The organism is Ensifer sp. LC384 (genome assembly GCF_001695865.1).
GTDB lineage: Bacteria > Pseudomonadota > Alphaproteobacteria > Rhizobiales > Rhizobiaceae > Ensifer.
In genome coordinates this window covers 106,939-130,943 of the sequence record NZ_MBST01000034.1, presented here as the reverse complement: position 1 = coordinate 130,943, position 24,005 = coordinate 106,939, and the positions used below count along the sequence as shown (strand labels likewise).

Annotated in this window: 26 protein-coding genes; 15 read left to right on the top strand and 11 right to left on the bottom strand. The window is 61.6% G+C overall.

From position 1 onward, the window contains the following. The first annotated feature begins 19 nt into the window (after positions 1-19). The 4 genes from BC363_RS22645 (at position 20) to BC363_RS22630 (ending at position 2,797) form a co-directional block, all read left to right on the top strand. The gene (locus BC363_RS22645; protein WP_065787219.1) at positions 20-892 is read left to right on the top strand and encodes a 23S rRNA (adenine(2030)-N(6))-methyltransferase RlmJ; all 873 of its coding nucleotides are present in this window, start codon (positions 20-22) and stop codon (positions 890-892) included. A 47-nt stretch (positions 893-939) separates the two neighbouring features. Then, positions 940-1,386 carry a hypothetical protein gene (locus tag BC363_RS22640; protein WP_065787220.1) on the top strand — a complete coding sequence of 149 codons (447 nt, stop codon included), beginning with the start codon at positions 940-942 and terminating at the stop codon, positions 1,384-1,386. A gap of 2 nt (positions 1,387-1,388) precedes the next feature. Further along, the gene (locus tag BC363_RS22635) at positions 1,389-2,105 is read left to right on the top strand and encodes a ribonuclease T(2) (protein ID WP_083223768.1); all 717 of its coding nucleotides are present in this window, start codon (positions 1,389-1,391) and stop codon (positions 2,103-2,105) included. 101 nt (positions 2,106-2,206) lie between these two features. Continuing rightward, positions 2,207-2,797, top strand: a complete 591-nt coding sequence (locus BC363_RS22630; protein ID WP_053246953.1) for a glutathione S-transferase — start codon at positions 2,207-2,209, stop codon at positions 2,795-2,797. 49 nt (positions 2,798-2,846) lie between these two features. Here BC363_RS22630 and BC363_RS22625 read toward each other — a convergent pair whose 3' ends face one another. Then, positions 2,847-3,485 carry an outer membrane protein gene (locus BC363_RS22625; RefSeq protein ID WP_065787221.1) on the bottom strand — a complete coding sequence of 213 codons (639 nt, stop codon included), beginning with the start codon at positions 3,483-3,485 and terminating at the stop codon, positions 2,847-2,849. A gap of 365 nt (positions 3,486-3,850) precedes the next feature. Between BC363_RS22625 and BC363_RS22620 the strand changes: the two genes are divergently transcribed. From BC363_RS22620 to BC363_RS22600, 5 genes are all read left to right on the top strand, one after another. Then, a complete protein-coding gene (locus BC363_RS22620) occupies positions 3,851-4,615 on the top strand; it encodes an SDR family oxidoreductase (RefSeq protein WP_065787222.1) in 765 nt (254 codons plus the stop codon). Continuing rightward, a complete protein-coding gene (gene uvrC, locus BC363_RS22615) occupies positions 4,612-6,636 on the top strand; it encodes an excinuclease ABC subunit UvrC (protein ID WP_065787223.1) in 2,025 nt (674 codons plus the stop codon). Before BC363_RS22620 ends, uvrC begins: the two co-directional genes overlap by 4 nt. A 230-nt stretch (positions 6,637-6,866) precedes the next feature. Continuing rightward, positions 6,867-7,454, top strand: a complete 588-nt coding sequence (gene pgsA, locus BC363_RS22610) for a CDP-diacylglycerol--glycerol-3-phosphate 3-phosphatidyltransferase (RefSeq protein WP_065787224.1) — start codon at positions 6,867-6,869, stop codon at positions 7,452-7,454. Next, positions 7,451-7,711 carry a molybdopterin converting factor subunit 1 gene (gene moaD / locus BC363_RS22605; protein ID WP_065787225.1) on the top strand — a complete coding sequence of 87 codons (261 nt, stop codon included), beginning with the start codon at positions 7,451-7,453 and terminating at the stop codon, positions 7,709-7,711. Before pgsA ends, moaD begins: the two co-directional genes overlap by 4 nt. A 4-nt stretch (positions 7,712-7,715) precedes the next feature. Then, on the top strand, positions 7,716-8,180 hold the full coding sequence (locus BC363_RS22600) for a molybdenum cofactor biosynthesis protein MoaE (protein ID WP_065787226.1): 465 nt from the start codon (positions 7,716-7,718) through the stop codon (positions 8,178-8,180). A 28-nt stretch (positions 8,181-8,208) separates the two neighbouring features. Here the strand turns inward: BC363_RS22600 and BC363_RS22595 are convergent, their stop codons facing one another. Further along, positions 8,209-9,105 carry a branched-chain amino acid ABC transporter permease gene (locus BC363_RS22595; RefSeq protein WP_065787227.1) on the bottom strand — a complete coding sequence of 299 codons (897 nt, stop codon included), beginning with the start codon at positions 9,103-9,105 and terminating at the stop codon, positions 8,209-8,211. Between the two features lie 67 nt (positions 9,106-9,172). Between BC363_RS22595 and BC363_RS22590 the strand changes: the two genes are divergently transcribed. Together BC363_RS22590 and BC363_RS22585 are read left to right on the top strand one after the other, a co-directional pair. After that, the gene (locus tag BC363_RS22590; protein WP_065787228.1) at positions 9,173-9,733 is read left to right on the top strand and encodes a CGNR zinc finger domain-containing protein; all 561 of its coding nucleotides are present in this window, start codon (positions 9,173-9,175) and stop codon (positions 9,731-9,733) included. Continuing rightward, positions 9,730-10,239 carry a hypothetical protein gene (locus BC363_RS22585; RefSeq protein ID WP_065787229.1) on the top strand — a complete coding sequence of 170 codons (510 nt, stop codon included), beginning with the start codon at positions 9,730-9,732 and terminating at the stop codon, positions 10,237-10,239. Before BC363_RS22590 ends, BC363_RS22585 begins: the two co-directional genes overlap by 4 nt. A 74-nt stretch (positions 10,240-10,313) precedes the next feature. Here the strand turns inward: BC363_RS22585 and ndk are convergent, their stop codons facing one another. Next, positions 10,314-10,736, bottom strand: coding sequence for a nucleoside-diphosphate kinase (gene ndk / locus BC363_RS22580; RefSeq protein ID WP_065787230.1), 423 nt, complete (start codon positions 10,734-10,736; stop codon positions 10,314-10,316). 103 nt (positions 10,737-10,839) lie between these two features. Next, positions 10,840-11,529 carry a glutathione S-transferase family protein gene (locus BC363_RS22575; RefSeq protein WP_065787231.1) on the bottom strand — a complete coding sequence of 230 codons (690 nt, stop codon included), beginning with the start codon at positions 11,527-11,529 and terminating at the stop codon, positions 10,840-10,842. 141 nt (positions 11,530-11,670) lie between these two features. On the opposite strand from BC363_RS22575, the gene BC363_RS22570 reads away from it, so the two are divergent. Continuing rightward, positions 11,671-12,183: a DinB family protein gene (locus tag BC363_RS22570; RefSeq protein WP_065787232.1), complete on the top strand. Its 513-nt coding sequence runs from the start codon at positions 11,671-11,673 to the stop codon at positions 12,181-12,183. Here the strand turns inward: BC363_RS22570 and BC363_RS22565 are convergent. Next, positions 12,124-14,790 carry an AMP-binding protein gene (locus BC363_RS22565; RefSeq protein WP_065787233.1) on the bottom strand — a complete coding sequence of 889 codons (2,667 nt, stop codon included), beginning with the start codon at positions 14,788-14,790 and terminating at the stop codon, positions 12,124-12,126. The genes BC363_RS22570 and BC363_RS22565 overlap by 60 nt on opposite strands. A 249-nt stretch (positions 14,791-15,039) precedes the next feature. Here BC363_RS22565 and BC363_RS22560 point away from each other — a divergent pair, with 249 nt between their 5' ends. Further along, a complete protein-coding gene (locus BC363_RS22560; protein WP_065787234.1) occupies positions 15,040-16,125 on the top strand; it encodes a GGDEF domain-containing protein in 1,086 nt (361 codons plus the stop codon). A 97-nt stretch (positions 16,126-16,222) separates the two neighbouring features. On the opposite strand, the gene BC363_RS22555 is transcribed toward BC363_RS22560, so the two are convergent. The 3 genes from BC363_RS22555 to BC363_RS22545 all read right to left on the bottom strand — a co-directional run bounded on the left by BC363_RS22555 (position 16,223) and on the right by BC363_RS22545 (position 17,417). Next, a complete protein-coding gene (locus BC363_RS22555) occupies positions 16,223-16,693 on the bottom strand; it encodes a MarR family transcriptional regulator (protein WP_065787235.1) in 471 nt (156 codons plus the stop codon). A gap of 88 nt (positions 16,694-16,781) precedes the next feature. Beyond that, positions 16,782-17,060, bottom strand: a complete 279-nt coding sequence (locus BC363_RS22550; RefSeq protein ID WP_065787236.1) for a hypothetical protein — start codon at positions 17,058-17,060, stop codon at positions 16,782-16,784. Positions 17,061-17,129: 69 nt separating this feature from the next. Further along, the gene (locus BC363_RS22545) at positions 17,130-17,417 is read right to left on the bottom strand and encodes a hypothetical protein (protein WP_065787237.1); all 288 of its coding nucleotides are present in this window, start codon (positions 17,415-17,417) and stop codon (positions 17,130-17,132) included. A 325-nt stretch (positions 17,418-17,742) separates the two neighbouring features. Between BC363_RS22545 and BC363_RS22540 the strand changes: the two genes are divergently transcribed. Further along, positions 17,743-19,632 (top strand): ABC-F family ATP-binding cassette domain-containing protein, encoded by a 1,890-nt coding sequence (locus BC363_RS22540; protein ID WP_065787238.1) that lies wholly within the window; start codon positions 17,743-17,745, stop codon positions 19,630-19,632. Positions 19,633-19,674: 42 nt separating this feature from the next. Here the strand turns inward: BC363_RS22540 and BC363_RS22535 are convergent, their stop codons facing one another. Next, on the bottom strand, positions 19,675-20,517 hold the full coding sequence (locus BC363_RS22535) for a GNAT family N-acetyltransferase (protein WP_065787239.1): 843 nt from the start codon (positions 20,515-20,517) through the stop codon (positions 19,675-19,677). A gap of 227 nt (positions 20,518-20,744) precedes the next feature. Between BC363_RS22535 and BC363_RS22530 the strand changes: the two genes are divergently transcribed. Next, complete coding sequence (locus tag BC363_RS22530) at positions 20,745-21,671, top strand: Gfo/Idh/MocA family oxidoreductase (RefSeq protein ID WP_065787240.1); 927 nt, start codon at positions 20,745-20,747, stop codon at positions 21,669-21,671. A 284-nt stretch (positions 21,672-21,955) separates the two neighbouring features. On the opposite strand, the gene BC363_RS22525 is transcribed toward BC363_RS22530, so the two are convergent. Together BC363_RS22525 and BC363_RS22520 are read right to left on the bottom strand one after the other, a co-directional pair. Continuing rightward, a complete protein-coding gene (locus BC363_RS22525) occupies positions 21,956-22,405 on the bottom strand; it encodes a DNA polymerase III subunit chi (RefSeq protein ID WP_053246931.1) in 450 nt (149 codons plus the stop codon). 41 nt (positions 22,406-22,446) lie between these two features. Next, complete coding sequence (locus BC363_RS22520) at positions 22,447-23,937, bottom strand: leucyl aminopeptidase (protein ID WP_065787241.1); 1,491 nt, start codon at positions 23,935-23,937, stop codon at positions 22,447-22,449. Positions 23,938-24,005: the final 68 nt, after the last annotated feature.

Genomic DNA, 24,005 nt, shown 5'->3' with positions numbered 1-24,005 from the left:
ACAGCCATCGGCGGCCCTCATGAACTATCGGCATATCTATCACGCGGGCAATTTCGCCGATGTTCTCAAGCACGCGGTGCTGGCGCGCCTCGTCACCTATCTCCAGCAGAAGGAGAAGGCGTTCCGGGTTCTCGACACCCACGCCGGCATCGGCCTCTACGATCTGTCGGGCGAAGAAGCCCAGAAGACCGGCGAATGGCGTGACGGCATCGGCCGGTTGCTCGAAGGCGACCTGCCGGCACCGGTTGCCGCCATCCTTGAGCCCTATCTTGCGACGGTTCGCGAGCTTAATCCCGGCCCCGAGTTGACGCGCTATCCCGGCTCGCCGAAGCTGGTTCGCATGCTTTTTCGCCCGCAGGACCGTCTGTCGGCGATGGAGCTGCACCCGGATGATTACGAGACCCTGCACCGGCTTTTCGATGGTGACTTCCAGAGCCGAATCACCGAGCTCGACGGCTGGCTGGCGCTTGGCGCCCACCTGCCGCCCAAGGAAAAGCGCGGCCTCATCCTGGTCGACCCGCCATTCGAGATAGAAGGCGAGTACGAACGGCTCGCCGACGGCCTCGCTAAGGGCTATCGCCGTTTTGCCGGCGGCACCTTCTGCCTCTGGTACCCGCTGAAGAAGAATGCGCCGATCAAGGCCTTCCACGAAGCCCTCAAGGCGCTCGAAATCCCGAAGATGCTTTGCGCCGAGCTTTCGGTGCGCAGCGATCGCGAGACCACGGGACTCTCGGGCTCAGGCCTCATCATCGTCAACCCGCCGTTCACGCTCAAGGGCGAACTCGAGGTGCTGCTGCCTTTCCTTAAAACCCGACTGGGGCAAGATCGTTTCGCTTCGGCACGCTGCTTCTGGCTGCGTGGTGAAGAAGCGACAACCCGGGGCCTTGACTGAAAGGCTCAGAAAGCAGCAATCTTGCGGGACGATCCAGGGAGACGCCCATGACTCGCAAGCTCGCCGCAACGCTTCTCGCTTCGCTTTCCCTTACCGCCATGGCAGCGCCTGCCGCCTCGGCTGCCGACTATCTCGGGACCTATCGCGACCAGCCGACATCCTATAGCGCGGGTGTCTGCGGCGATGCCTCGGTTCTCGGCTTCATCACCTCGCGGTTCGAATACAAGGCGGCGAACTATCTGCACGCCAATCTCTCGATCGCTGAGATCCGCAACATGGGTCAGAACCGGCTTGAACTGCGGGACTATACCCATCGGGTTGAGCGCGAGTATTGCCGCGCGACCGCCGTCATGACGGATGGCGATCAACGGCCGCTCTACTACCTCATCGAGCGCAACTGGGGCTTTGCCGGCATTGGCCGCAACATCGAGTTCTGCGTCGGTGGCCTCGACCCCTGGTATGTCTACGGCGCCTATTGCGCTTCGCTTCGCTGACAATGCCAGAGCATTACCCACAGCGCCGGCTGCTGCCGGCGCTTTTCTTCGCCCTGGCACTTGCCGGCTGCAGCGACGACGGCGCCGAGAAAAAGCCGCTGCCGCCAGCGTCGAACCGTGCAAAATCGGACGTCGTCCTATCCGCCGGCCAGGGCTTTGATTTCTACGTTCTCTCGCTCTCGTGGTCGCCGACCTGGTGCGACGACAACGATCCGTCCGGCAAGACCGGCCAGTGCAAGCTCGGCAGCAATCGCGGGCTGATCGTCCACGGCCTGTGGCCGCAGAATGACCGGGGCTATTCCGATTTCTGCCCGACGCGGCAATCGGATCGCGTGCCGGAGGCGCTCGGCCGCCAATATCTCGATCTCATTCCGTCCATGGGGCTGATCGGCCATCAGTGGCGCAAGCATGGAACCTGCTCGGGCCTGAGCCAACAGGATTATTTCGCCGTGACCCGGGCGGCGCGCGAGCGCGTCGCGTTGCCGGCGGAACTCAGCGCATCACGTCGAGAAAACTCACTGTCCGTCAGCGCGATCGAGGCCGGGTTCGTGGCCAGAAATCCCGGCATGACGACAAACGCCGTCGCTGTTACCTGCGAGGGCAAGCGGCTGGAGGAAATCAGGATCTGCTTCGACAAGGCGCTGAATTTCCGCCCTTGCCCCGAGGTGGATCGCCAAGCCTGCCGAAGGGACACCGTGACGCTGCCACCGGCATCCTAGACCGATGCATGGGCCGACCGCATGTGGCTCGATATTATGAAACTGCGCCCGCTCTTCCGACATTCGCTTTGGAAGTCATGCGCGAAAGAGAAAGATGCTCGATGAAAATACTTTACTCGCCATCGTCCCCCTACTCCAACAAGGTCCGCATGGCTGCGCACTATGCCGGGCTGTCGGCCGAAAGCGTCTTGACCGATACCAACGCCAACTCGCCGGAACTCATCGGCAGCAATCCGCTCGGCAAGATCCCGACGCTGGTTACCGGCGACGGCAAGGCGATCTACGACAGCCGCACCATCATGCATTTCATCGACCGGGAGACGAAGGGCAAGCTCTACCCGAAGAATGCCGGGAAGCGTTTGGATATCGAAATCTTCGAGGCGCTGTGCGACGGCATCTGCGACAGCCTGCTGGCGATCGTCTACGAGAAGCGGTTCCATCCGCCGGAAAAGGTGCATCAGCCCTGGATCGACAGGCAGTGGGAAAAGGTCGAACGGAGCCTCGATCATCTGAATGAGAATCTGCCCAAGACGGGAGCCAAGCTGCATGCGGGGCATTTCGCGCTTGCAGCGCTGCTTCGCTACATCGAGCTGCGCTTCAGCGGCGAATGGCAACGCGGCCGTGCCAAGCTGAAGAACTGGCCGGCAAAATTCGAAAAGCACTTCCCGGATTATTCGAAATTCAAAGCATGAAAAAAGGCCGGGTCTCCCCGGCCTTTTCCTTGATCAGGCAGGTTGCCGATCAGAACTTTACGCCCATACCGACGCGGACGCTGTGCTCATCGTAACCGGAAGACACGTTGGTGCCACCAACGTTGAAGTCCTTCGAGCCGTAGTCCGTGTAACGGTATTCGACGCGTGCCGTGATGTTGTCGGTGACGAAGGTTTCCGCACCGGCACCAGCCGTCCAGCCGATCATGGTGTTCTTGTCGGAACCAGCCGGGGTCGATGCCTTGGCCTGACCAACGGCGAGACCTGCCGTACCGTAGAGCAGGACCGGGTTCAGATCGACACCGACGCGAGCGCGCAGCGAGCCGTTGACGCCCTGCTTCATGCGCAGGTCACCACGGGTGGAATCCTGGCCGGAGTAGCCGACGTCGGCTTCACCGCCGTAAACGATCTGGCCGCTCTGCATGTTGTAGCCGCCGTAAAGACCGCCACCGAAACCAGCCGAAGTGGCGTCGCCGGTCGCATCAGCCTGGCCATGGTGCCAATCAGCGGTACCACCGACATAGGCGCCCGACCAGTTCTTGACTGCCGGTTCGGTGTACTCGGCTGCGGGAGCTGCCGGAACTTCGTCGATCGCGTCTGCAGCCTGGGCGGCCTGGAAGGCGATGAGGGATACGGCCGAAGCCATGAGGGTGGTGGTGAGCGTACGCATAAATATTCTCCTTTACGAACCGATGCCCCGAGGTTTGGGATCCCTCAATGAAACATCGGACAACTTTCAATTAACCCGCCCGGTTGATCTGAAATTGGCCAGCAAATGAGGATTCACAAGAGCCAAAATGTGAAATTTTGGTGGCACAATCACGTCCAAAATTTGATGTTGCTTTCACGCCACAGGGATTTTATTAACCATCTTTCAAGATTAACGAAAGATATACTATATAACTTCAAAATAATACAATTTACGCGAATTCCATTAATTTTTGCGAAATGAATCGTCAGGGAGAGTTTCAGGGCGGCGTTTCTTGCCTATATCTTCGTCCGCGTGCGCGAAGATTCGAAAAGCGGGATGAAACGTTGAAGAAAGCACTGAAGGCGGCACTCGTAACCGGTGGCGCCAAACGGATCGGCAAGGCTATAGTTGAGGACCTCGCGGCCCATGGCTTCGCGGTCGCAATCCATGCCAATGGCTCGCTTGATGAGGCGAAGTCTATGGCGGCCTCATTGACGGAAAGAGGAGTCGGCGCCGTTGCAGTGAAGGCCGATCTGACCGACACGCAGGAAACCGCGGCACTGATGGCTCAGGTCAATGAGGCGCTCGGTCCGATCGACCTGATCGTCAACAATGCCTCGCTGTTCAAGAAGGATAGCCTCGACGCTTTCGACGAAACCGTATGGGATCGCCATTTCGCGTTGCACGTGAAAGCCCCGTCCCTGCTCGCTCGCGATTTTGCCCGCCAATTGCCGCGCGGCGTCTCGGGCCTCGTCATCAATGTGATCGACCAGCGCGTCTGGTCTCCAAACCCGCGCTTTTATTCCTATATGTTATCCAAGTCCGCGCTGTGGACGGCAACACAAACGATGGCTCAGGCACTTGCGCCGGATATTCGCGTCAACGGCATCGGCCCAGGGCCAACATTGCCGAACGAGCGGCAGGATCCTCGCGATTTCCAGGCACAGGTCGATGCACTTATCCTCAGGCGCGGTCCGGCGCTCGCCGAATTCGGGCGGACGATCCGCTTCCTTTTCGGCACACCGTCGATTACCGGACAGATGATCGCGCTGGACGGCGGCCAGCACCTCGCCTGGGAGACGCCCGACATCAGGGAGATAGTGGAATGAACGGACGCGTGCCGACCGACGGCGGCATCCTCTATGACGGCAATGATGCCGAAGACGACGACGACCTGATCGAGGCGCCCGAAAGTGCGCCCGCAGGCCCGGCTATCGAATGGGCCGAGAATCACAATGAGGTCGAGGGGCTCAAAGGCGCCGAATTGATCCAGGCCTTCGTGAAACGGCTTCCGAACGGCCCCGGCGTCTATCGCATGTTCAACGACGCCGGCGACGTCCTTTATGTCGGCAAGGCGCGCAGCCTGAAGAAGCGCGTCGGCAACTACGCCCAGGGCCGCGGCCACTCCAACCGCATTTCGCGGATGATTCGCGAAACCGCGAACATGGAGTTCGTCACCACCCGCACCGAGATCGAGGCGCTTCTGCTCGAAGCCAACCTGATCAAGCGCCTTCGGCCGCGCTTCAACGTGCTTCTGCGTGACGACAAATCCTTTCCCTATATTCTGGTCACCGGCGACAGCCGTGCACCCGCCCTTTACAAACATCGCGGCGCGCGCAGCCGAAAGGGCGATTATTTCGGCCCCTTCGCCTCGGCCGGCGCCGTCGGGCGCACGATCAATTCGCTGCAGCGCGCATTCCTTTTAAGAACCTGCACCGACAGCGTCTTCGAGACGCGCACGCGTCCCTGTCTTCTGCATCAGATCAAGCGCTGTTCGGCGCCCTGCACGGGCGAAATCAGCAATGACGGCTATGCCGAGCTGGTGCGCGAAGCCAAGGACTTCCTCTCCGGCAAGAGCCAGGCGGTGAAGGCGACGATCGCGGCGGCAATGGGCGAGGCCTCGGAAAACCTCGACTTCGAACGCGCGGCACTTTATCGCGACCGCCTTGCCGCGCTCAGCCACGTGCAGAGCCACCAGGGCATTAATCCGGCCGGCGTCGAAGAGGCCGACGTCTTTGCGATCCACCACGAAGGCGGCATCTCCTGCATCCAGGTGTTCTTCTTCCGCACCGGACAGAACTGGGGCAACCGCGCCTATTTCCCGAAGGCAGACCCGTCACTGCCGACCGCCGAAGTGCTTTCGGCGTTTCTCGCGCAGTTCTACGACGACAGGCCCTGTCCACGGCAGATCCTGCTGTGCGAGGCGGTCGAGGAACAGGAACTGCTTGGCCAGGCGCTCAGCGAAAAGTCCGGTTACAAGGTGTCGATCCAGGTGCCGCAACGCGGCGAGAAGAAGGACCTTGTCGACCATGCGCTCGCCAACGCCCGCGAGGCGCACGGCCGCAAGCTGGCGGAAACCGCATCGCAGTCGCGACTGCTCGAAGGCTTTGCAGAAACGTTCAAGCTTGAGCGCGCACCACGCCGGATCGAGATCTACGACAACTCGCACATCATGGGCACCAATGCCGTCGGCGGCATGGTGGTCGCCGGCCCCGAAGGCTTCGTCAAAGGCCAGTACCGCAAGTTCAACATCAAATCGGCCGACATCACGCCCGGCGACGACTTCGGCATGATGCGCGAGGTGATGACCCGTCGCTTCTCGCGCCTGCTCAAGGAAGAAGGCAAGCCGGACCGGACAGTCGAGATCGCCGACGACGCCGCCTTCCCGGCTTGGCCTGACGTTATCCTGATCGACGGCGGCCAGGGACAGATGACCGCCGTGCGTGCGATCCTTAGAGAACTTGATGTCGAGGATTGCGTGACGGCGATCGGCGTTGCCAAGGGCGTCGACCGCGATGCCGGGCGCGAGCGTTTCTTTGCGCTCGGGCGCGACAGCTTCACGCTGCCGCCGCGGGACCCGGTGCTCTATTTCATCCAGCGCCTGCGCGACGAAGCGCACCGTTTTGCCATCGGTTCGCACCGCGCCCGACGCAAGAAGGAGATGGTCAAGAACCCACTGGACGAGATCGCCGGCGTCGGGCCGACGCGTAAACGCGCTCTGCTCACCCATTTCGGTACCGCCAAGGCCGTTTCCCGCGCCGGGATGAACGACCTGATGGCGGTCAACGGCATTTCCGAGGCCGTCGCACGGCTGGTCTACGAGCATTTCCATGAGGACGCGGCAAAATGACCCTTGCAGCGCCGCGCGTCGAAGATGACGCGCAAGGGACGCTGTAAAGGTTCAAACTTGCTGCATAATTTCGCCGTTAAATCGATGCCGATTTAAGGAATTACGCGATGGCAATTCACCCGACGTTCAGGTGAGATGCGCCAATTATGACAACCTTCGCACAATGATTTGTTGACCTGAGGGCCGCAAAGTCATTCTGTACCTCCGAGGAAGACAGAGAACCCGAATCCATGCCCAAGCCCGTCGCCTACAGCATCCCCAACCTGCTCACCTATTTCCGAATCCTGATCGTGCCGCTGATCGTGCTTTGCTTCTTCATCGAAGGCCGGCTGCACAGTTCGGATTTCGCACGCTGGACGGCGGTCATTCTCTTTGCCATCGCCTCGATCACCGACTTCTTTGACGGCTATCTCGCCCGCATCTGGAATCAGACCTCGAACATCGGCAAGATGCTCGACCCGATTGCCGACAAGCTCTTGGTCGCCTCGATCCTGCTGCTCGTCGCCGCTGACCAGACGATTGCCGGCTGGTCGATCTGGGCCGCGATCATCATCCTGTGCCGTGAAATCCTGGTATCGGGCCTGCGCGAGTATCTGGCGGCACTCAAGGTCAGCGTTCCCGTCACCCGTATCGCCAAGTGGAAGACGACGATCCAGATGGTGGCGATCGTCTTCCTGCTCGCCGGCCCCGCTGGCGACAAGATCCTGCCCTATACGACAGAGGCCGGTATCGTATTGCTATGGATCGCCGCGGCGATCACGCTCTACAGCGGCTATGACTATTTCCGCGCCGGCCTGAAGCACGTGGTCAACGAATGAGCACCGTCAATCTCGTCTATTTCTCCTGGGTGCGCGAACGCATCGGCAAGGGTGAGGAAACGCTGGAGGTTCCGGCGGCCGTCGTCACCATTGCCGACCTGCTTGCGCATCTGAAGACGCTGGGGGAGGAATACGAGACGGCGCTCGAGCACCAGAACGTCATCCGCGCGGCGATCAACCAGGAACATGTCGAGCATGGCGAACCGATCGCCGGTGCGCGCGAGATCGCCCTCTTCCCGCCGATGACCGGTGGCTGACACCATGGGCGCGCCCGTCACCGTGCGTGTGCAGCGCGAGGATTTCGACCTTTCGGCCGAGGTTTCCAAGCTTTCGTCCGACCGCCCCGACATTGGGGCGGTCGTGACGTTTTCGGGCCTCTGCCGCGACGAAGCGGGCATGCTTGCCGCTCTCGAACTAGAGCATTACCCCGGGATGGCCGAGGCCGAGATCGAACGCATCTGCAACTTGGCGGTCGAACGCTTCGGGCTGCAGGCAGCAACGGCGATCCATCGCTACGGCAGGATCATTCCCGGCGAGAACATCGTGCTCGTGGTCACCGCTTCGCCCCATCGCCAGGCAGCCTTCGATGGCGCCAGCTTCATCATGGACTTCCTCAAGACATCTGCGCCCTTCTGGAAGAAGGAACACTTGACCGATGGCACGGCTGGCAGCTGGGTCAGCGCCAAGGATGCCGACGACACGGCGCGTGATCGCTGGAAGCGCTGACACGCGGGATCGATGCTCCACGCGCGGATTACGGGATGACTTTTTCCTGTCGCGTGACCGCAAGCACGATGACGAGGAAGCCGAAGATCGCAAAATCCCGCCAGAGCATCGGGCCATAGGCCCCCCAGAGTGTTTCGAGAAGGCCGATGGCGGCTGCGCCGAGCGCGGCATAAAGCGGCGATGTCTGGCCGCCGATCGCGGCGATAAACAGCACTTTGACCCCGAACGTGAGCCCGGTGCCGAAATCCATGTTGCCATAGTAGGACGCAGCCAGGATACCGCAGCAGGCGGCGATCAGCGATGCGGCGCCATAGGCGACGATATAGACACGGGCCGCATCGATGCCGCAAAGGGCGGCCGCGCCACGATCCTCCGACACCGCCCGCCACGACCGTCCGGCGCCGCTATGCGTCAGAAACCAGTGACCGGCCGCCACCAGCGCCACCATCAACAGCGTGTTGAGCAACTGGATCACCGTCAGCGTCACCGGGAATTTGGGGTCGGGCCAGAAGACGATGTTGCCGTTCAGAAACGGCGGCAGCCACAGGCTCTTCGTTTCGGAGGCCAGCCGCGCCGTTTCCATCAGCACTAGCAGGGTCCCGAGCGACGCGACGACGACAGTGTTGGCTGACGAGAACGCGAGCGGGCGCATCACGTAACGCCCGGCGACAAGCCCTGCCCCAACACCAAGCGTCAGACCGGCGGCGGCGCCAAGGCCGAGCGCTGCCGGCAGCAGCAGCCACAGCCGGTTCCAGCCGAAATCCGCAAACAGCACGAACATCTGGCCGGAGAAGGCAAAGAGGGCGCCGTAGGTGAGATCGGCCCGGCGGGTCACGGCGAAGGCGATGGCATAGCCGAAGGCCAGCGCCGCATAGAGTGCGGCGATCGGGACGGCATTGGCGATCTGCTGCAGGAAATAGAGCATGGCGCATCCGGAGCGTGACAACATCAATATAACTGGTAAAATCATTTTTGCCAGTTAGGAATAGCTCATGACCTTCACCTGGACCGCACATCGATTTGCCGGCGGCGCGCTGGCGCTGGATGTCGCCAACTCCGTCATTCTGCGCTTTGATGCCGCAAGGCGTATTGATCGCTTCGCCGACGTTGCAGCACTCGACGCCTTTGCCGACGCCGCCAACCGGTTCGGCGCCGAAAGCACACGTTTTGGCACGCTTTCACCCGTTGCCGAGCAGAACCGGGCAGGACTTTTGAGGTTGCGCGAGGCGACGGATCGGCATTTTCGGGCACAGGCGGCTGCCGAGCATCGGGCGGACCTGATGGCCGATCTGCTGGAGGCAATCGCCGCAGTGCTGCGCAGCACCGGCAATGGCGGACGCGCCATCGCGCTCGACACGGCAACGGCGCATTCCGCACTCAGCCTCACCGCCAGTCCCGAACCCGATCGATTGAAGATCTGCCCGAATTGCGGCTGGCTGTTTCTGGACAAGAGCCGCAACCGCAGCCGGACCTGGTGCGACATGGCGGTCTGCGGCAACCGCAGCAAGGCCAAGCGCCACTATCATCGCAGCAAGGAGGAGGCCCAGTCATGACGAGGATGATTGCAACGCTTGCGGCGATGATGGCGGCGATGCTGATGGCGGGCTGCCAGCGGGAGACCGGCCCCGATCCGCTGAAGTTGACCGGCAAGATGTTCGTCTTCAACTATCGGCTCGCCTACGCGGCCTACATAATCACGCTCAGCAAGCTCGAACCGGTACCCGAGGGAAGCATCGTTATTGCGACCTTCGAGAACCCCGCCGGGGGCGAGCCGCTGACCTTGACGCGCAAGCTCTTTCCAAAGCTCGACAGAGTGGTGCTGGAAAGTCCTGATTTGACCTGCGTGAAAAAGGAAAGGCCCTATGCGGTGACGATCGAGGTGAAGGGACCTGCCGGCGAAACGCTGCAGACACTGGAGACCACCGTCACCTCCGATATCGACCAAGATATCCTGCCGGCCAAGCCACTTGTCGAAGGGCCCGCCTACCACAAGAACCCGGAGGTCTTCTGGGGCGATAAGGCTCCGGAGCGTTTTAAAACCGCGCGCTGCGCGACATGAAAAAACCGGAGCGTTGCCGCTCCGGCTCAATCGAATCATTTCAAGCCGTTACGGCCCAAAACGCAGAACTTGAATCAGCCGACGATTTCGGTGCCGGAGAACCAGTATGCGATTTCTTCGGCAGCCGTTTCCGGAGCATCCGAACCGTGGACCGAGTTTTCGCCGATCGAAAGCGCGTGAATCTTGCGGATCGTGCCTTCGTCAGCGTTTGCCGGATTGGTGGCGCCCATGATTTCGCGGTTCTTGGCGATGGCGTTTTCGCCTTCGAGAACCTGAACGATGGTCGGGCCGGAGGACATGGACTCGACGAGTTCGCCGAAGAACGGACGTTCCTTGTGAACAGCGTAGAAGCCTTCAGCTTCGCGGCGGCTCATCCAGACGCGCTTGGAAGCGACGACACGCAGGCCGGCGTCTTCGAGCATCTTGGTGATGGCGCCGGTCAGGTTACGGTTCGTTGCGTCCGGCTTGATCATCGAAAAGGTACGTTCAATCGCCATTGGCTCAATTCCCTTGTTTTCTTGAGAAGTGGCGGTTCATTAGCCGCCAATTCTGCGCAAAACAAGGGGGCTCGCTAACGATTCGCCGCGACCGTTGCGGGTTTCACGCCGCTGTCACAGAGCGGCCTATCCCACCGTGCAGGTCGAGGCAGCGCTCGAACCAGGCTGCGACAGGATCGGCGGGAGAAAGCAGGCGTTGCGGCGACACGATCCGCGCCCACTGCAGCGCGCCGAAGACGATGTAATCGGCAAAGAGTGGCCGTTCGCCGCCGAGATAGGGCTGAAACTTCAGCATATGGCGCAACGGCTCGAGCTTGTCGGAGAAGGTTGCAAGGGCGGCAGTGCCGGTTTCAGCGACCGCTTCGAGCGACGTGCCGAAACGCGCCTCCCGGCTTTCGCGAAAATACACCCGATCGACCGGATCGAGGCTGTCGTGAATATCCCGAATGATGATGCGGGCAATCGCCGGATGCAGCGTCGTCTGCGACCAGCCCTCGACGAAGCGGGCCATGGCCATTCCACCCGGTCCGCCAAACAGCGACGGTCGGTCCGGGTAGTTCTCGTCGAGATAGACGGCGATCTCGAAACTGTCCTGTACCAGCCGCTCGCCGTCGCGCAGAAGCGGCACGAGCTTGGTAGCACCCTCCTCCACCTTGGGGATCTCGGTAAAACCGATCGGCACGACGTCGAAGTCGAGCCCCTTGTGCGCAAGCGACAGCTTGGTCTTCCAGACATGCGGCGAGAAAGGTCGGGCCCTGTCGGCACCGCAAAGCGAATAGAGTTTCCTGCTCACGTGATCTCCCGGCGAGAATTAGGTCGTCTCACGCCATTCGACGCCAGACTGGTCGAAGGATCAAATCATTAAATTTCATAGGTGGCATTCGCCACAGGAATGCGGATCTGCGCTAACCTTGCGACCGCTTAGGAGAAACAGATGCTCGATCATTTTCGCATGTTCGCCGATTACAACAACTGGGCCAACCGCCGGCTCTATGCGGCAGCGGCAGAACTTACGGAAAGAGATCTGAGGCAGAGCAAGGGCGCCTTCTTCGGCTCGGTGCTTGCGACGCTCAATCATATCCTCGCCGCGGATCGCATCTGGATGAAGCGCTTTACCGGCGAAGGCGACGCGCCGACGGCACTGGATGCGACGCTCCACGACGATCTCGCCAGCCTCGCCATTGCACGCGAGCGGGAAGATGCGCGGATGATTGCCTGGATCGACGGCCTCGATAATGCGCGGCTTGCAGCCACGTTCACCTACACGCCCCTCAGTACGCCGGTCAGCATCACGCAAAAGCTCGGACCGACGCTGGCCCACGTCTTCAACCACCAGACCCACCATCGCGGCCAGTTGCATGCGACGCTGACGGCCCTTGGCCGCCCGTCAATTGTGCTGGATCTCGCGTTCTTTCTGTGGGCCGAGGGCGAGAAGTGGGCGAGCTAGCGCAGCCCACCGAGCGATCGGCCGTAGATGATCGAGCGACAGCCCGGCTTTCTGCCTTCCGTTCGCAGCCATTTTGAGCAAGTGGCGTTGCGCCAGCCAGGCGGCAAGGCCAAGTCCGATGCCGCCCACGATCGACACCGTGGAGAAGAGCACGGTTGGCAGATGCGCCTGCAGCGGCGCCATCAACAGTTCCGGGACAAAACGGTGCAGGATGTAGATATGGAAACCGGCGGCCGATAGCGGCAGCACGACTTGTGCCGCCCAGCGTGGAACGCTGACGCGCGGCGCGTAGACGAGAGCGACGAGCACGGCGATCAACAGCAGATACTTGATCTTCGTGCCGATCCAGACGCCCTCGTAAAGGCCGAAGAACAGGAACGCGCCGGTTCCGGCTGCCACCAGCAGCAATCGCTGCCCATGCGGTTCGGCGATCGCCGCGCACCACCCGATCACCGCGAGATAGAAGATCCACGGCAAGGTGAAGATCTGCCGATTGCCGATCGACCACAGCATCGGCAGCGCCAGCCGGGCGACCAGCGCCACGCCGAACAGCAGCATACCCGTTGCAAAGGGTTGTCGAGCCGCAAACCGCCGGAAGCGCGGGATCGCAAACAGCGACACGAAGACCAGCATCATCTGGCAATAGGCTTCGATGAACCAGTAGAGGTAGGGCACCATGCCGCGGGTCTCCGGATCGGCAAACCCGAAATTGCCGACGAGGAAGACGGAGGCCCAGGGGACCTCGCCCCAAACCGCAGCATAGGCGCCGACGATGAGATAATAGGGCACCAGGATCTGGGTAAGCGGTCGCAGAATAGCAAAGCCACCACCGGCCAGAAGCTGCCCCATCTGGAACCGGGCGAGGCTGAAACCGGCAAGGATGACCATGGCAGCCGACCCGCCCGGCAGCGGCCACAAGGTCTCATGGTGAAGAACGACGAGCAGTATCGCCAAGGCACGGATGATGAGATCCATTCCGATCCGTGTCGTCGTCGCGTCCCGTCTTTCCAGCGCCGCAAGCGTTGCGATCGGCATGGCCTCCCACAGTTCCGGCGCTTGCCCGAGCGCCTTTTCGAGACCGATCGAGAGCTGCACGAAACGCAACGAATCACCGCCGAGCGAGAGGAAACTATCCTCGGGCTTCACCCGTGCGGGATAGAACACCTGTCGGAAAAGATTTTCGATGCCTTCACGATCGCTGCCGCCGGCGGCGATCGCCTGCTTTGCGGCAAGATTCAGCGCGCTGTAATCGACTTTGCCTGACGGCAATCTCGGGATTTCCGGCAGGCGCGTGGCCCTGATATGGGCGAGTGTCAGGCCGCTCGCAGCAACAAGCAGGCGGCGGACATCCTCGGGTCGGCCCTCCCCCTGAAAAAAGGCATGCAGCCCGTCGTCATCGCCGACGATCGCAGCCACCAGACCGCGTTGCTCCAAAGCCTGCTCAAGGGCATCGTGGCCGATGCGCAGGCCAGCGATCTTGGACATGCGTTTCATGCGCCCGACGACGCGGAAAAGACCATCGGCTTCGCGGACCGCCAGGTCGCCCGTACGCAGTTCGTCAAGGTCCGCCCCCCGGGCCAGGTCCTGTCGCGACGAGGCGTAGCCCATCATCACATTGGGGCCGCGATAGACGAGTTCGCCGACGATACCGGCACCGGCAACCGCTCGCCCCTGCTCGTCCTCGATCGACAACGCGCCTCCGGGAATGGCGATGCCGATCCGGTCTTCGTTGCCCTCGAGCCGAGCCGGCGGCACATAGGCGATGCGGGCCGTCGCTTCGGTCTGGCCGTACATGACGAAGAAGGCGGCGCCCCGGGCGCGAAGATGCTCGTCATAGGCACGGACGCGCTCCGGCGCCAGGCGTCCGCCGGCAACCGTCATGAAACGTAAGTGCGGGAACGCGCGATTGCGAAACCCGACCTTTTCCAGGAGCTCATAGGAATAGGGCACACCGGAAAGATTGGTGCAGCCGCTACCGGCGAGACCGTCAAGGAACCCGGGGTCAAGGATGGAGCCGCTGGGGATATAGAGGCTGGCGCCGACGCTCAGATGGGCATTCAGCACCGAAAGTCCGTAGGAGTAATGGAGCGGCAGGATCAGGCAGGCGCAATCGTCGGCGCCGAGCTCCAGATACGCGGCAATCGAGCGGGCGTTCGCCGAAATGTTGGTGGTGGAAAGCCGCACCGCCTTGCCGCAACCAGTGCTGCCGGAGGTCGACAGCAACAGGCCAAGGTCCGGATGCAGCGGTTTATCGCTGCACGCCAGATGTTCCGTTCGCCAGCGGCCGTCCATCCGGCGATAGGCACAGTCCGGCTCGAACATGTCGGTCCAGGCCACGGTACCGGCGCCGCGCGGCGCCTGCATGGCAACCACATGTCCGGCCCTCAGTGCCGCAAGATAGGCAATGATCGCATGTTCGGAAAGCTCGGGCTCGAGCGTTACCAGCGCGCGGGTGCGCGGAAAAAGTGCCGCCTGGCGATCGACCCTTTCATGCAGTTCGCGATAGGTCACGAGACGCTGGCCGGGAAGAACCAGAGCGGGATGCTCGCCCCACGCCGCCAGATCCGCAATGAAGGAAGGGGGCATGGTCAAACCGTCGCACTGCATTCGAGCCTCCCTCCCAATTTAGCAAGGCGGCATATAATTCCTGACAAGCTCCGTCAACTATAAACATGAATTAAAACTGCAGCTTTCAACGCTCCTGCTCCGACCGGTTGCACCGCCTTCCCCTCCGGTGAAATTTCGGCAACCATACCGGGCACATCTTGTGTTGCGGCGGGTATCTTCAGACTCCCTTAAACGCCGCGCCGCCATAGTGTTTTCGGATCCCATACAGGCATCGAGGACGACCACGGAATGACCAGGCAAGTTCCCGCGAACACCGGCCGATCGCAGACGAAAAGCACGGCCATCATCTTGAAGGTGGCGCAATCCATGTCTCAGCTTGGCATCGCGGCACTGCCACGCAACTATGAGCTCGTCTATGAAGCCTTGTCCGGCCGGTTGCCGCAGCTCTCGCGCGACCTGGTGACGCTCGGCGCCGCGCCGCAACAGGACGCCCTCGACGAGCTTGGTCTCAAACATCACCTGGTGGCTCACGGGGCGCTTGCAGCCGACAGAGCAAGGGCGGCGGCACAGGACGCGCTCAGCGATCTCGCTCTGCAACTGAAGCACAGCCTGGCGCAAAAACATGCCTTCAGAAGCCAGCTTGACCGCTTCAAAGACCGTCTGGCCGCCGACCCGGTTGCGGCAATCTCGGAGTTCGCCGATGACGCAGCAAGGCTGCGGGACGCGGCCGGCCTGCTGATGAATGAGGAACAGGTATTTCAAACGGTCTTGCAGGCAAGCGCCGAGCGCTTCGCGGCGCTGGAAGGCGAGTTCGCCGAAAGTCGCAAACCGTTGACCAGAGACCCCGCCACCGGCCTGCCCAATCGCCTGGCTCTGACGGCACGTTTGAAAACACTGCTTGAAGCCGAGGGCAAGGCAGCGCCGGTCGCCCTGCTCGTTGTGTCGGTCGAGGGATTGCGCGGCATCGCCGAGCAGCACGGCGCCGCCACCGCGGAAAAGGCGCTCGGCAAGGTTTCGACGCTGTTTCGCAAGTCGATCAAGAAGAGCGACTTCGTCGCACGCGTCGGCGGCCAGGAATTCGCGTTCCTCTGCAGCGACGTCACTGAGGAGAACGTTGAAGCGATTGCGCAGCGCATTCGGCATTCGGTGGAAGCGTTGCGCGTCGCCCTACCCGGCCGTGCCTTCACAACAGAAACGTTTTCGCTCTCGGCCGGCATCGCGATAGCACAGCCGATGGCGACGCCCACCGATTTCATGCAGCAGGCCGAGCTGGCGCTTGCGGCCGCCAGAACGGGCCCACGGTCAGGCATACAGGCCTATTCGGCAGAGCTTGGCGGCAACCGGGCAAAGATCTATGCGCCGCACGCGGCTTAAAGCGCGTCGCAGTCGCTAGGATTTGCTTGCTGCGCTTTAAGCGTTGTCTTTGCACAGGTCGTTATCACGCGACATGCGTAATCGCGTGCGGGTTTCCCTACGCGGCCTCCGACTGTCGCTCATGGATGGCCATCCGGCTCGCGTCGATTTCGCAAGCCTTCTCGCTGAGCCGACCGAGCAGACGATAAAGATCCGTGCGCTCACCGTCATCAAGCGTCGAGAAAAGCTCCTCGATCATCTGGCGACGTGGCTGGAGAGCCGCTTCGAGGCCGGCCCGTCCAAGATCGGTAATCGAGATGATCTTCGCCCGCCGGTCCTCGGGGTCCGGCTCGCGGATGACCATGCCGTCCCGTTCCAGCCCGTCAATCGCCTCGGTCACGGTTCGCGGGGCAAAGCTGAGTGCCGAAGCGATGTCGGCGCAACGACAGGGCCCGAGTTCGCTGAGATAGAACAGGAACTTGCTGCGCGCGAGCGAGACGCCTTCTTCACTCATGGACGCGTTCACCAGGCGATGGACGCAGTGATAGAGCTCAAAGAGCCTTTCTGCGACTTGGATTTTTTCTGTCATGGCAAATCACCTCATTGGCAACGCCAAAACGAAATAACCCGGCCCCGCTTGGCGGGACCGGGTTATCTGGTCGTCCGTTTGGCGTGGGTTACTGACTGTCCTGGCTGGTCTTGCCGAAGGCCTTCGCGTGGCCATTGGCAATCGCGCCTGTCGCCGTGGCATCGACCGACTTGTTCTCGATGCCGGCGTAGTAATCACCGCCATCGACCGTGCTTGCCGATGCGCCGGCACCGGCCGAAGCGGCCGCGCGACCGGTAAAGAGCGGCGTCGGGCTGACGCCTTCATAGTAGCTGCCGCCGGCAAATGCGGCCGATGCGCCGGCCAACGTCGCCGCTGCAACGAGAAGCGTTGCGATGGACTTGTTCATAGGTCTCTTCCTTGATCGGGATGAAATGTCATGGGGCCGGTGGCCCCATGACCGGCGACGGAATGCGCCTTAGCGGGAGATGCCCTGGTAGTATTCGCCTTCGCCGCCCTGAGCAACCCGCGGCCGGGCGTCGTAATTGTAGACCGAGCCGGTGGAGGTGCGGTCAACATATCCGGCTTCCGAACCACGGATGTTCAGGGTGGAGCTACCGGCTGCCTTGGGAGCGCGTTCGGTAAAGAGCGGGGTCGGGCTGATGCCTTCGTAATAGCTGCCGCCGGCAAATGCCGCTGAGGCGCCGCCGAGAACGGCAGTTGCAACGAGAGCTGCGGCGAGTGCGGTGTGGATCGTGGATTTCATCGTCTTTGCTCCTGGGAGGCTCGTTCGCTTGAACGAGGGTTTCATCAAAACTACGTCTGGCCGGATCGGTCTTTGCTGGAACGCGGTGGCCTTGCCGATGGCGTTCAGTCGATCGAGGCGGTCGGAAGAGCCTTTCGCTGCCCTTCGTTTAAACAGATGGTCCCTCACGATGAGGATGTGTAGTATCGATTGTCGGAACGCGTTGTTCATGAATTGATAACAATGGCCCCTTGAAAACCACGAACCAGACCTCCACGCGCCTGGCCGAAACAGCAGTCGCCACGCACCTCTTGCCTTCCGCCTCAAGTCCGGGCAAAAGGCCGCAATGATCCAGATTTCCGGCCTTTCCGCCCGCATCGCGGGCCGTCTCCTCATCGAAAACGCATCCATGACGCTGCCGTCCGGCACGAAGGCCGGGCTTGTGGGACGAAACGGTGCCGGCAAATCGACGCTGTTCCGCATCATTACCGGTGAGTTCGCTTCGGAAGCCGGCACGATTTCGCTGCCCAAGAACGCGCGGATCGGCCAGGTTGCCCAGGAAGCGCCCGGCACCGAGGAGCCGCTGATCGAGATCGTGCTCAAGGCTGACAAGGAGCGCACGGCGCTGGTCGCCGAAGCGGAGACCGCGACCGATCCGCACCGCATTGCCGAGATTCAGACGCGGCTTGCCGATATCGGCGCCCACTCGGCGGAAGCGCGTGCCGCGAGCATTCTCGCCGGCCTCGGTTTCGATCACGAAGCTCAGCTGCGTCCGGCCTCCTCCTTCTCCGGCGGTTGGCGGATGCGGGTGGCGCTCGCAGGCGTGCTCTTTTCCGAGCCGGACCTGCTGCTGCTCGACGAGCCGACCAACTATCTCGACCTTGAAGGTACGCTCTGGCTCGAGGATTACATTCGCCGCTATCCGCACACCGTCATCATCATCAGCCACGACCGCGACCTTCTGAACACGGCAGTCAACGCCATCGTGCATCTGGACCAGAAGAAGCTCACCTTCTATCGCGGGCCCTACGACCAGTTCGAGCGGCAGAAGGCAGAAGCCGACGAGCTGCAGATGAAGGCGAAGGCAAAAAACGACGCCGCACGCAAGCATCTTCAGAGCTTTATCGACCGCTTCAAGGCCAAGGCCACCAAGGCCCGCCAGGCGCAGAGCCGCGTGAAGGCGCTGGAGCGCATGGGCACGATCGCCGCGGTGATCGAGGATCATGTCCAGGGCTTCTCCTTCCCCGATCCGGAGAAGGAAGCCGCGTCACCGATCATCGCCGTCACCGGCGGTACCGTTGGATATGAGCCCGGCAAACCGATTCTCAAGCGCCTGAATCTGCGGATCGACACCGACGATCGGATCGCGCTGCTCGGATCGAACGGCAACGGCAAGTCGACTTTCGCCAAGTTCATTTCCGGACGGCTGGCGCCTGAATCCGGCGAACTGAAAATCGCGCCGAACCTCAAGATCGGTTTCTTTGCGCAGCACCAGCTGGACGATCTGATCCCGACGCAAAGCGCCGTCGAGCACGTGCGTCGCCGCATGCCGGAAGCGCCGGAAGCGAAGGTGCGCGCCCGCGTGGCGCAGATGGGCCTGGCGACCGAAAAGATGGAAACGCCCGCCAAGGACCTCTCGGGCGGCGAGAAGGCGCGCCTGCTGATGGGGCTCGCCGCCTTTGACGCACCCAACCTCCTGATCCTCGACGAACCGACCAACCATTTGGATATCGACAGCCGCAATGCGTTGATCACCGCGCTCAACGACTATTCCGGCGCCGTGATCCTGATTTCGCACGACCGCCACCTGATCGAGGCGACTGCCGACCGGCTGTGGCTCGTGCGGGACGGAACGGTGACGAGCTACGACGGCGACCTGGAAGACTATCGAAGCCTGATCGTTGGCGGCCCGAAGGCGAAGGAAGACAAGCCGAAGGTTACCGGAGCGGACGATTCCCTGTCCAAGGCGGACCAGCGCAAGGCCAATGCGGACAAGCGCGCGTCGCTTGCCCCGTTGAGGAAAAAGATCAACGAAATCGAATCGCTGACAGGAAAACTGGAGAAAGTGATTCAGACGCTCGACACTGAACTCGCCGACCCCGCACTCTACGAAAAGTCGCCGGCGAAAGCCGCACATAAGGCCAAGGAACGCTCCGACGCGGTCGAAAAGCTTGCGCATGCCGAGGAACAATGGCTTGAGCTCTCGGCCGAATACGAAGACGCGATGGCCAGTTGATTCCACGCTTTCGAACTGGCCTTTCCGACAGGTGATCGCCGGTCAACCGAGTTCGAACGTGGTGATGCCGTAGATCCGGGCAAGCGGCAGATCGGGTGCGATGCCGCGATACATCCGCGCCGTTTCGAAAACCGGCTTCATGTTGTAGCGCTCGCACAGTGCCCGCGCCGAGACATTCGGCTCGGGAATGTCGAGATAGACTTCCTCCCCCTTCACCGTCGCGGCCAGCTTGCGAAACACCAGGTCGGCGGTCGTCTCGCTCTCGGAAAAGAGCGGGCCGATCCTGTAGCCCTGCCGGCAGGCGCGCAGCGTGCCATAGCCGGCAATCGCGCCGTCCCGAAGCAACACAATGCTTCGACGCGTCCGGCCCTGCCTCAGCCATTCGGTGAGAAAGGCATCGCGCCGGGCTGGCATGAAGCGGCGGTCGTAGTCGATCAGCATCGGCATGTGGACGGGCGCGACCTCCACCAGGTCCGTGCCCGGAGGCTCGACCACGTCGACGATGCCTCCATAGCGAATATTGGCGTGGGCGAGGACAAAGCCGGACCGGCGGTAGTTCTCCTGCTCGGCAACGACACCATCGAGACCGACGATGCGTTGTCCGGCCGCCGCCAGGGCCTGCTGCCACATCTGGCTGCCGATGCCCTGCCGGCGAAAATCCGGTGCCGTTATGTAGAAACCGAGAAAGGCATAGTTCTCATCATCGCGCACCAGCGAAATGGAGGCAGCCAGCTTGCCCTCGCGCTCCGTCACCCAGTATCCTTCCGGGTCCGCCGCCCAGAATGCCGCAGCATCGTCTAGCCCCGGGTTCCAGCCTTCGCGAGCCGCCCAATCGATGATGGCATCGAGCTCGTCGCGACTGGCATGACGGATTTGATGGCGCATAATCTCTCCTCGTTCTGCCGGCTTCCACGCGTGTCGCGTTTGCTGACCATGTGGATCGGCATCATGGATTGTAGAAGCTAGGGCGCAAGAGGCCGGAGAGAATGGGCCCGGTCCCGTTTGTTTGCCGTTCGGCAAACCGGGCTCGCATCTCTTCGGCAGCGCTTGCCCGCGCCGCGCAATCTGCTACAAGAACCGACAATAAATCATACTAATATGAGCGAAACACCATGCCTCCAATTCAAATCGCGCTTGTCGGCGTCGGCAAGATCGTTCGTGACCAACACCTGCCAGCCATTGCCAAGAACGGCGACTACCGGCTGATTGCCGCTGCGAGCCGCCACGGCACCGTCGATGGCATCGATAATTTCAAGTCGATCGAGGCGATGCTGGAGGCGGTTCCCGCAATCGAGGCCGTGTCGCTGTGCATGCCGCCGCAATACCGATACGAGGCGGCGCGCACCGCCCTTGATGCCGGCAAGCACGTCTTCCTCGAAAAACCGCCCGGCGCCACGTTGAGCGAAGTCGCGGATCTGGAAGCCCTGGCTGCTTCCAAGGGGCTGTCGCTGTTTGCAAGCTGGCATTCGCGCTATGCCCCGGCCGTAGAGGCGGCGAAATCGTTTCTCGCGGCAACGACAATCCGCGATGTGAAAATCATCTGGAAGGAAGATGTGCGCCACTGGCACCCGAACCAGGAATGGATCTGGGCGGCGGGTGGCCTCGGCATCTTCGATCCTGGCATCAACGCGCTGTCGATCGTGACGCACATCTTGCCGCGGCCGCTGTTCATTACCGCAGCCACGCTGGAATTCCCGGAAAACCGCGACGCCCCGATCGCTGCCACGATCGCCTTCACCGATGCGAACAAGCTGGCCGTTTCTGCAGAGTTCGACTGGCGCCAGACCGGCAAACAGAGCTGGGACATCGTCGCTGAGACCGATGCCGGAGAAATGGTGCTTTCGGAAGGTGGTGCAAAGCTCTCGCTCGACGGCAAGATCGTGCACGAGGAGCCGGAGCAGGAATATCCGATGCTCTACAAGCGTTTCGCCGAAATCATCAGGGCCAAGACCTCGGACGTCGATCTGGCGCCGCTGCGCCACGTCGCCGATGCGTTCATGCTTGGCCGACGCAAGTTCGTCGAAGCCTTTCACGACTGAGCATTTCCGTCTTAAACAGAGTCATGAAAACGCTCGATCTCTTTGATTTTACGCATTTCCTGACGGAAAACCGTTTCGCACTTTTCCTGGAAAGGCTCTATGGCATAATTCCTTAAATCGGATCCGATTTAAGGATAAAATTATGCCGGAAGTTTAAAGCGCTACAGCGTCCTTTGCGCGTCATGTTTGACGCGCAGCGCTGTAAGCTTCGAGGCAGGACCGAGAGAAAAAGCCCGCGATCTTGCTGCGGGCTTTTTCGTCATGAAGCAGTTCGGTTGCGTCGTTCAGGCTTTCTTTTCCCAGCGCCCGTCGCGGTTCTGTTGCCAATAGGTGAGGCTGTGGCCCTCGCCTTTCAGCCGTTTCCAGTGACCGCGGGCGGCTTCGAGCTGCTCCTGGTCGTAGCCGTCGAACATGAAGACAATCCGCTCGTAGGTCTCCACCGGTGGCGGATTGGCACCATCGATGACGAAGCGAACGGTTGCTGCGTTGTGGTTGCCGTCGTCGGCCACGAGCAGAACCGGTTGCTCGGCAGCCAGTTCACCGGCGTCGGTCCCATGCGGCAGGAAGCTTTCGTCCCGGTAAACCCAGAGATGCGTGTCGAGCGCATCGCGCCTCTCGGCATCGACCGTCTGCACCACCACCCTCCAGCCGCGCTCGACGCTCTTGTCGAGCAGCGGCGGAAGCGCATCCTCGAGCTTCGATTCCGTCAGGTGATAGAAAAGGATCTCGGTCATACCGATCTCTCCACGGCCTTCACCACGGCTCGCAATGCCGCTCAGGACTCGTAGCTCGCGTGGACCAGCTCATCGAGAAGGCGAACGCCGAAGCCCGAGCCCCAGGACTGATTGACTTCGTCGGTCGGCGAGCCCATGGCGGTGCCGGCGACATCGAGATGCGCCCAGGGCGTATCCCCAACGAAGCGCTTCAGAAACTGCGCCGCCGTAATCGCGCCGCCATGACGTCCGCCGGTGTTTTTCATGTCGGCAAACTTGCTGTCGATCATCTTGTCGTATTCCTTGCCGAGCGGCATGCGCCACAGACGCTCCTGCGTGGCTATGCCGGCGGCCAGCAACTGGCCGGCAAGACGGTCATCATTCGAAAACAGCCCGGCGTGATGGGTCGCAAGCGCGACCATGATGGCACCCGTCAGCGTCGCCAGATCGATAATGGCCTGCGGCTTGAAGCGGTCGTTGCAATACCAGAGCGCATCGCACAGAACGAGACGTCCCTCGGCATCGGTGTTGATGACCTCGATCGTCTGTCCGGACATCGAAGTAACGATGTCGCCTGGGCGCTGCGCGCTGCCATCCGGCATGTTTTCCACGAGCCCGATGATGCCGACAACATTGACCTTGGCGTGGCGGGCAGCGAGCACGTGCATCAATCCGGTGACCGCGGCGGCGCCGCCCATGTCGCCCTTCATCTCTTCCATGCCTGCCGCGGGCTTGATCGAGATGCCGCCGCTGTCGAACACGACGCCCTTGCCGACGAAAGCAACCGGGCGATCCTTGGGCTTGCCGCCCTTCCACTGCATCACGACCAGCCGTGGCGGACGCGTCGAGCCCTGGGCAACGCCGAGCAATGCACCCATTCCAAGCTTCCTCATTTCCTTTTCGGTGAGGATTTCCACCTCGACGCCGAGCTTTTCCAGCTCCTTCGCCTTGGCGGCGAACTCCAGCGGACCGAGGACGTTTGCGGGTTCGTTGACCAGGTCGCGGGCCAGGAAGACGCCCTCGCCGACCGCCTGCGCTGTCGCAAAAGCCTTCTTCGCAGCAATCACCGTGCCGGTAACAATGGTAACCTTCACTGGCTTGCCCGCCGGCTTGGCATCGTCGTCCGCTTTCTTCGTCTTGTAGCCGTCGAAGCTGTAGGCGTTCATTTCCATACCGAGTGCGAAGTCGGCGGCCGCCTTGCCGGTGACGTCGAGATCGGGAACGTCGATGAAGATCGTGGCCTTGTCGGCTCCACGCAACTTCGCCGCTGTGGCACCGCCTGCCTTCAGCCAATCATGGTCGGTCAAGGCATCAGCATCACCGAGGCCAAGAACAATGATCCGGTCAGCCGGCGAGCCATGCGGGGCAATGATATCGAGGGTGGAGAACGCCTTGCCGCTGAACTTCTTGACCTTCGTCGCCTTGGCCAGCACGCCTTCCGGATCGGCGACATCGGCGCCCGCTGCCTGGCCTGCGGCAGCTTTCAGGAGGACGGCGACACCACCCGCCGGGCGATGGGACTTGGCGAAGGTGAACTCAAATTTCATAGACATTACAAAACTCCGGGCATTTCTCGGTCTTACTCGACCCACCCTGTTACCGGGCGGTTACAGTGACAAAC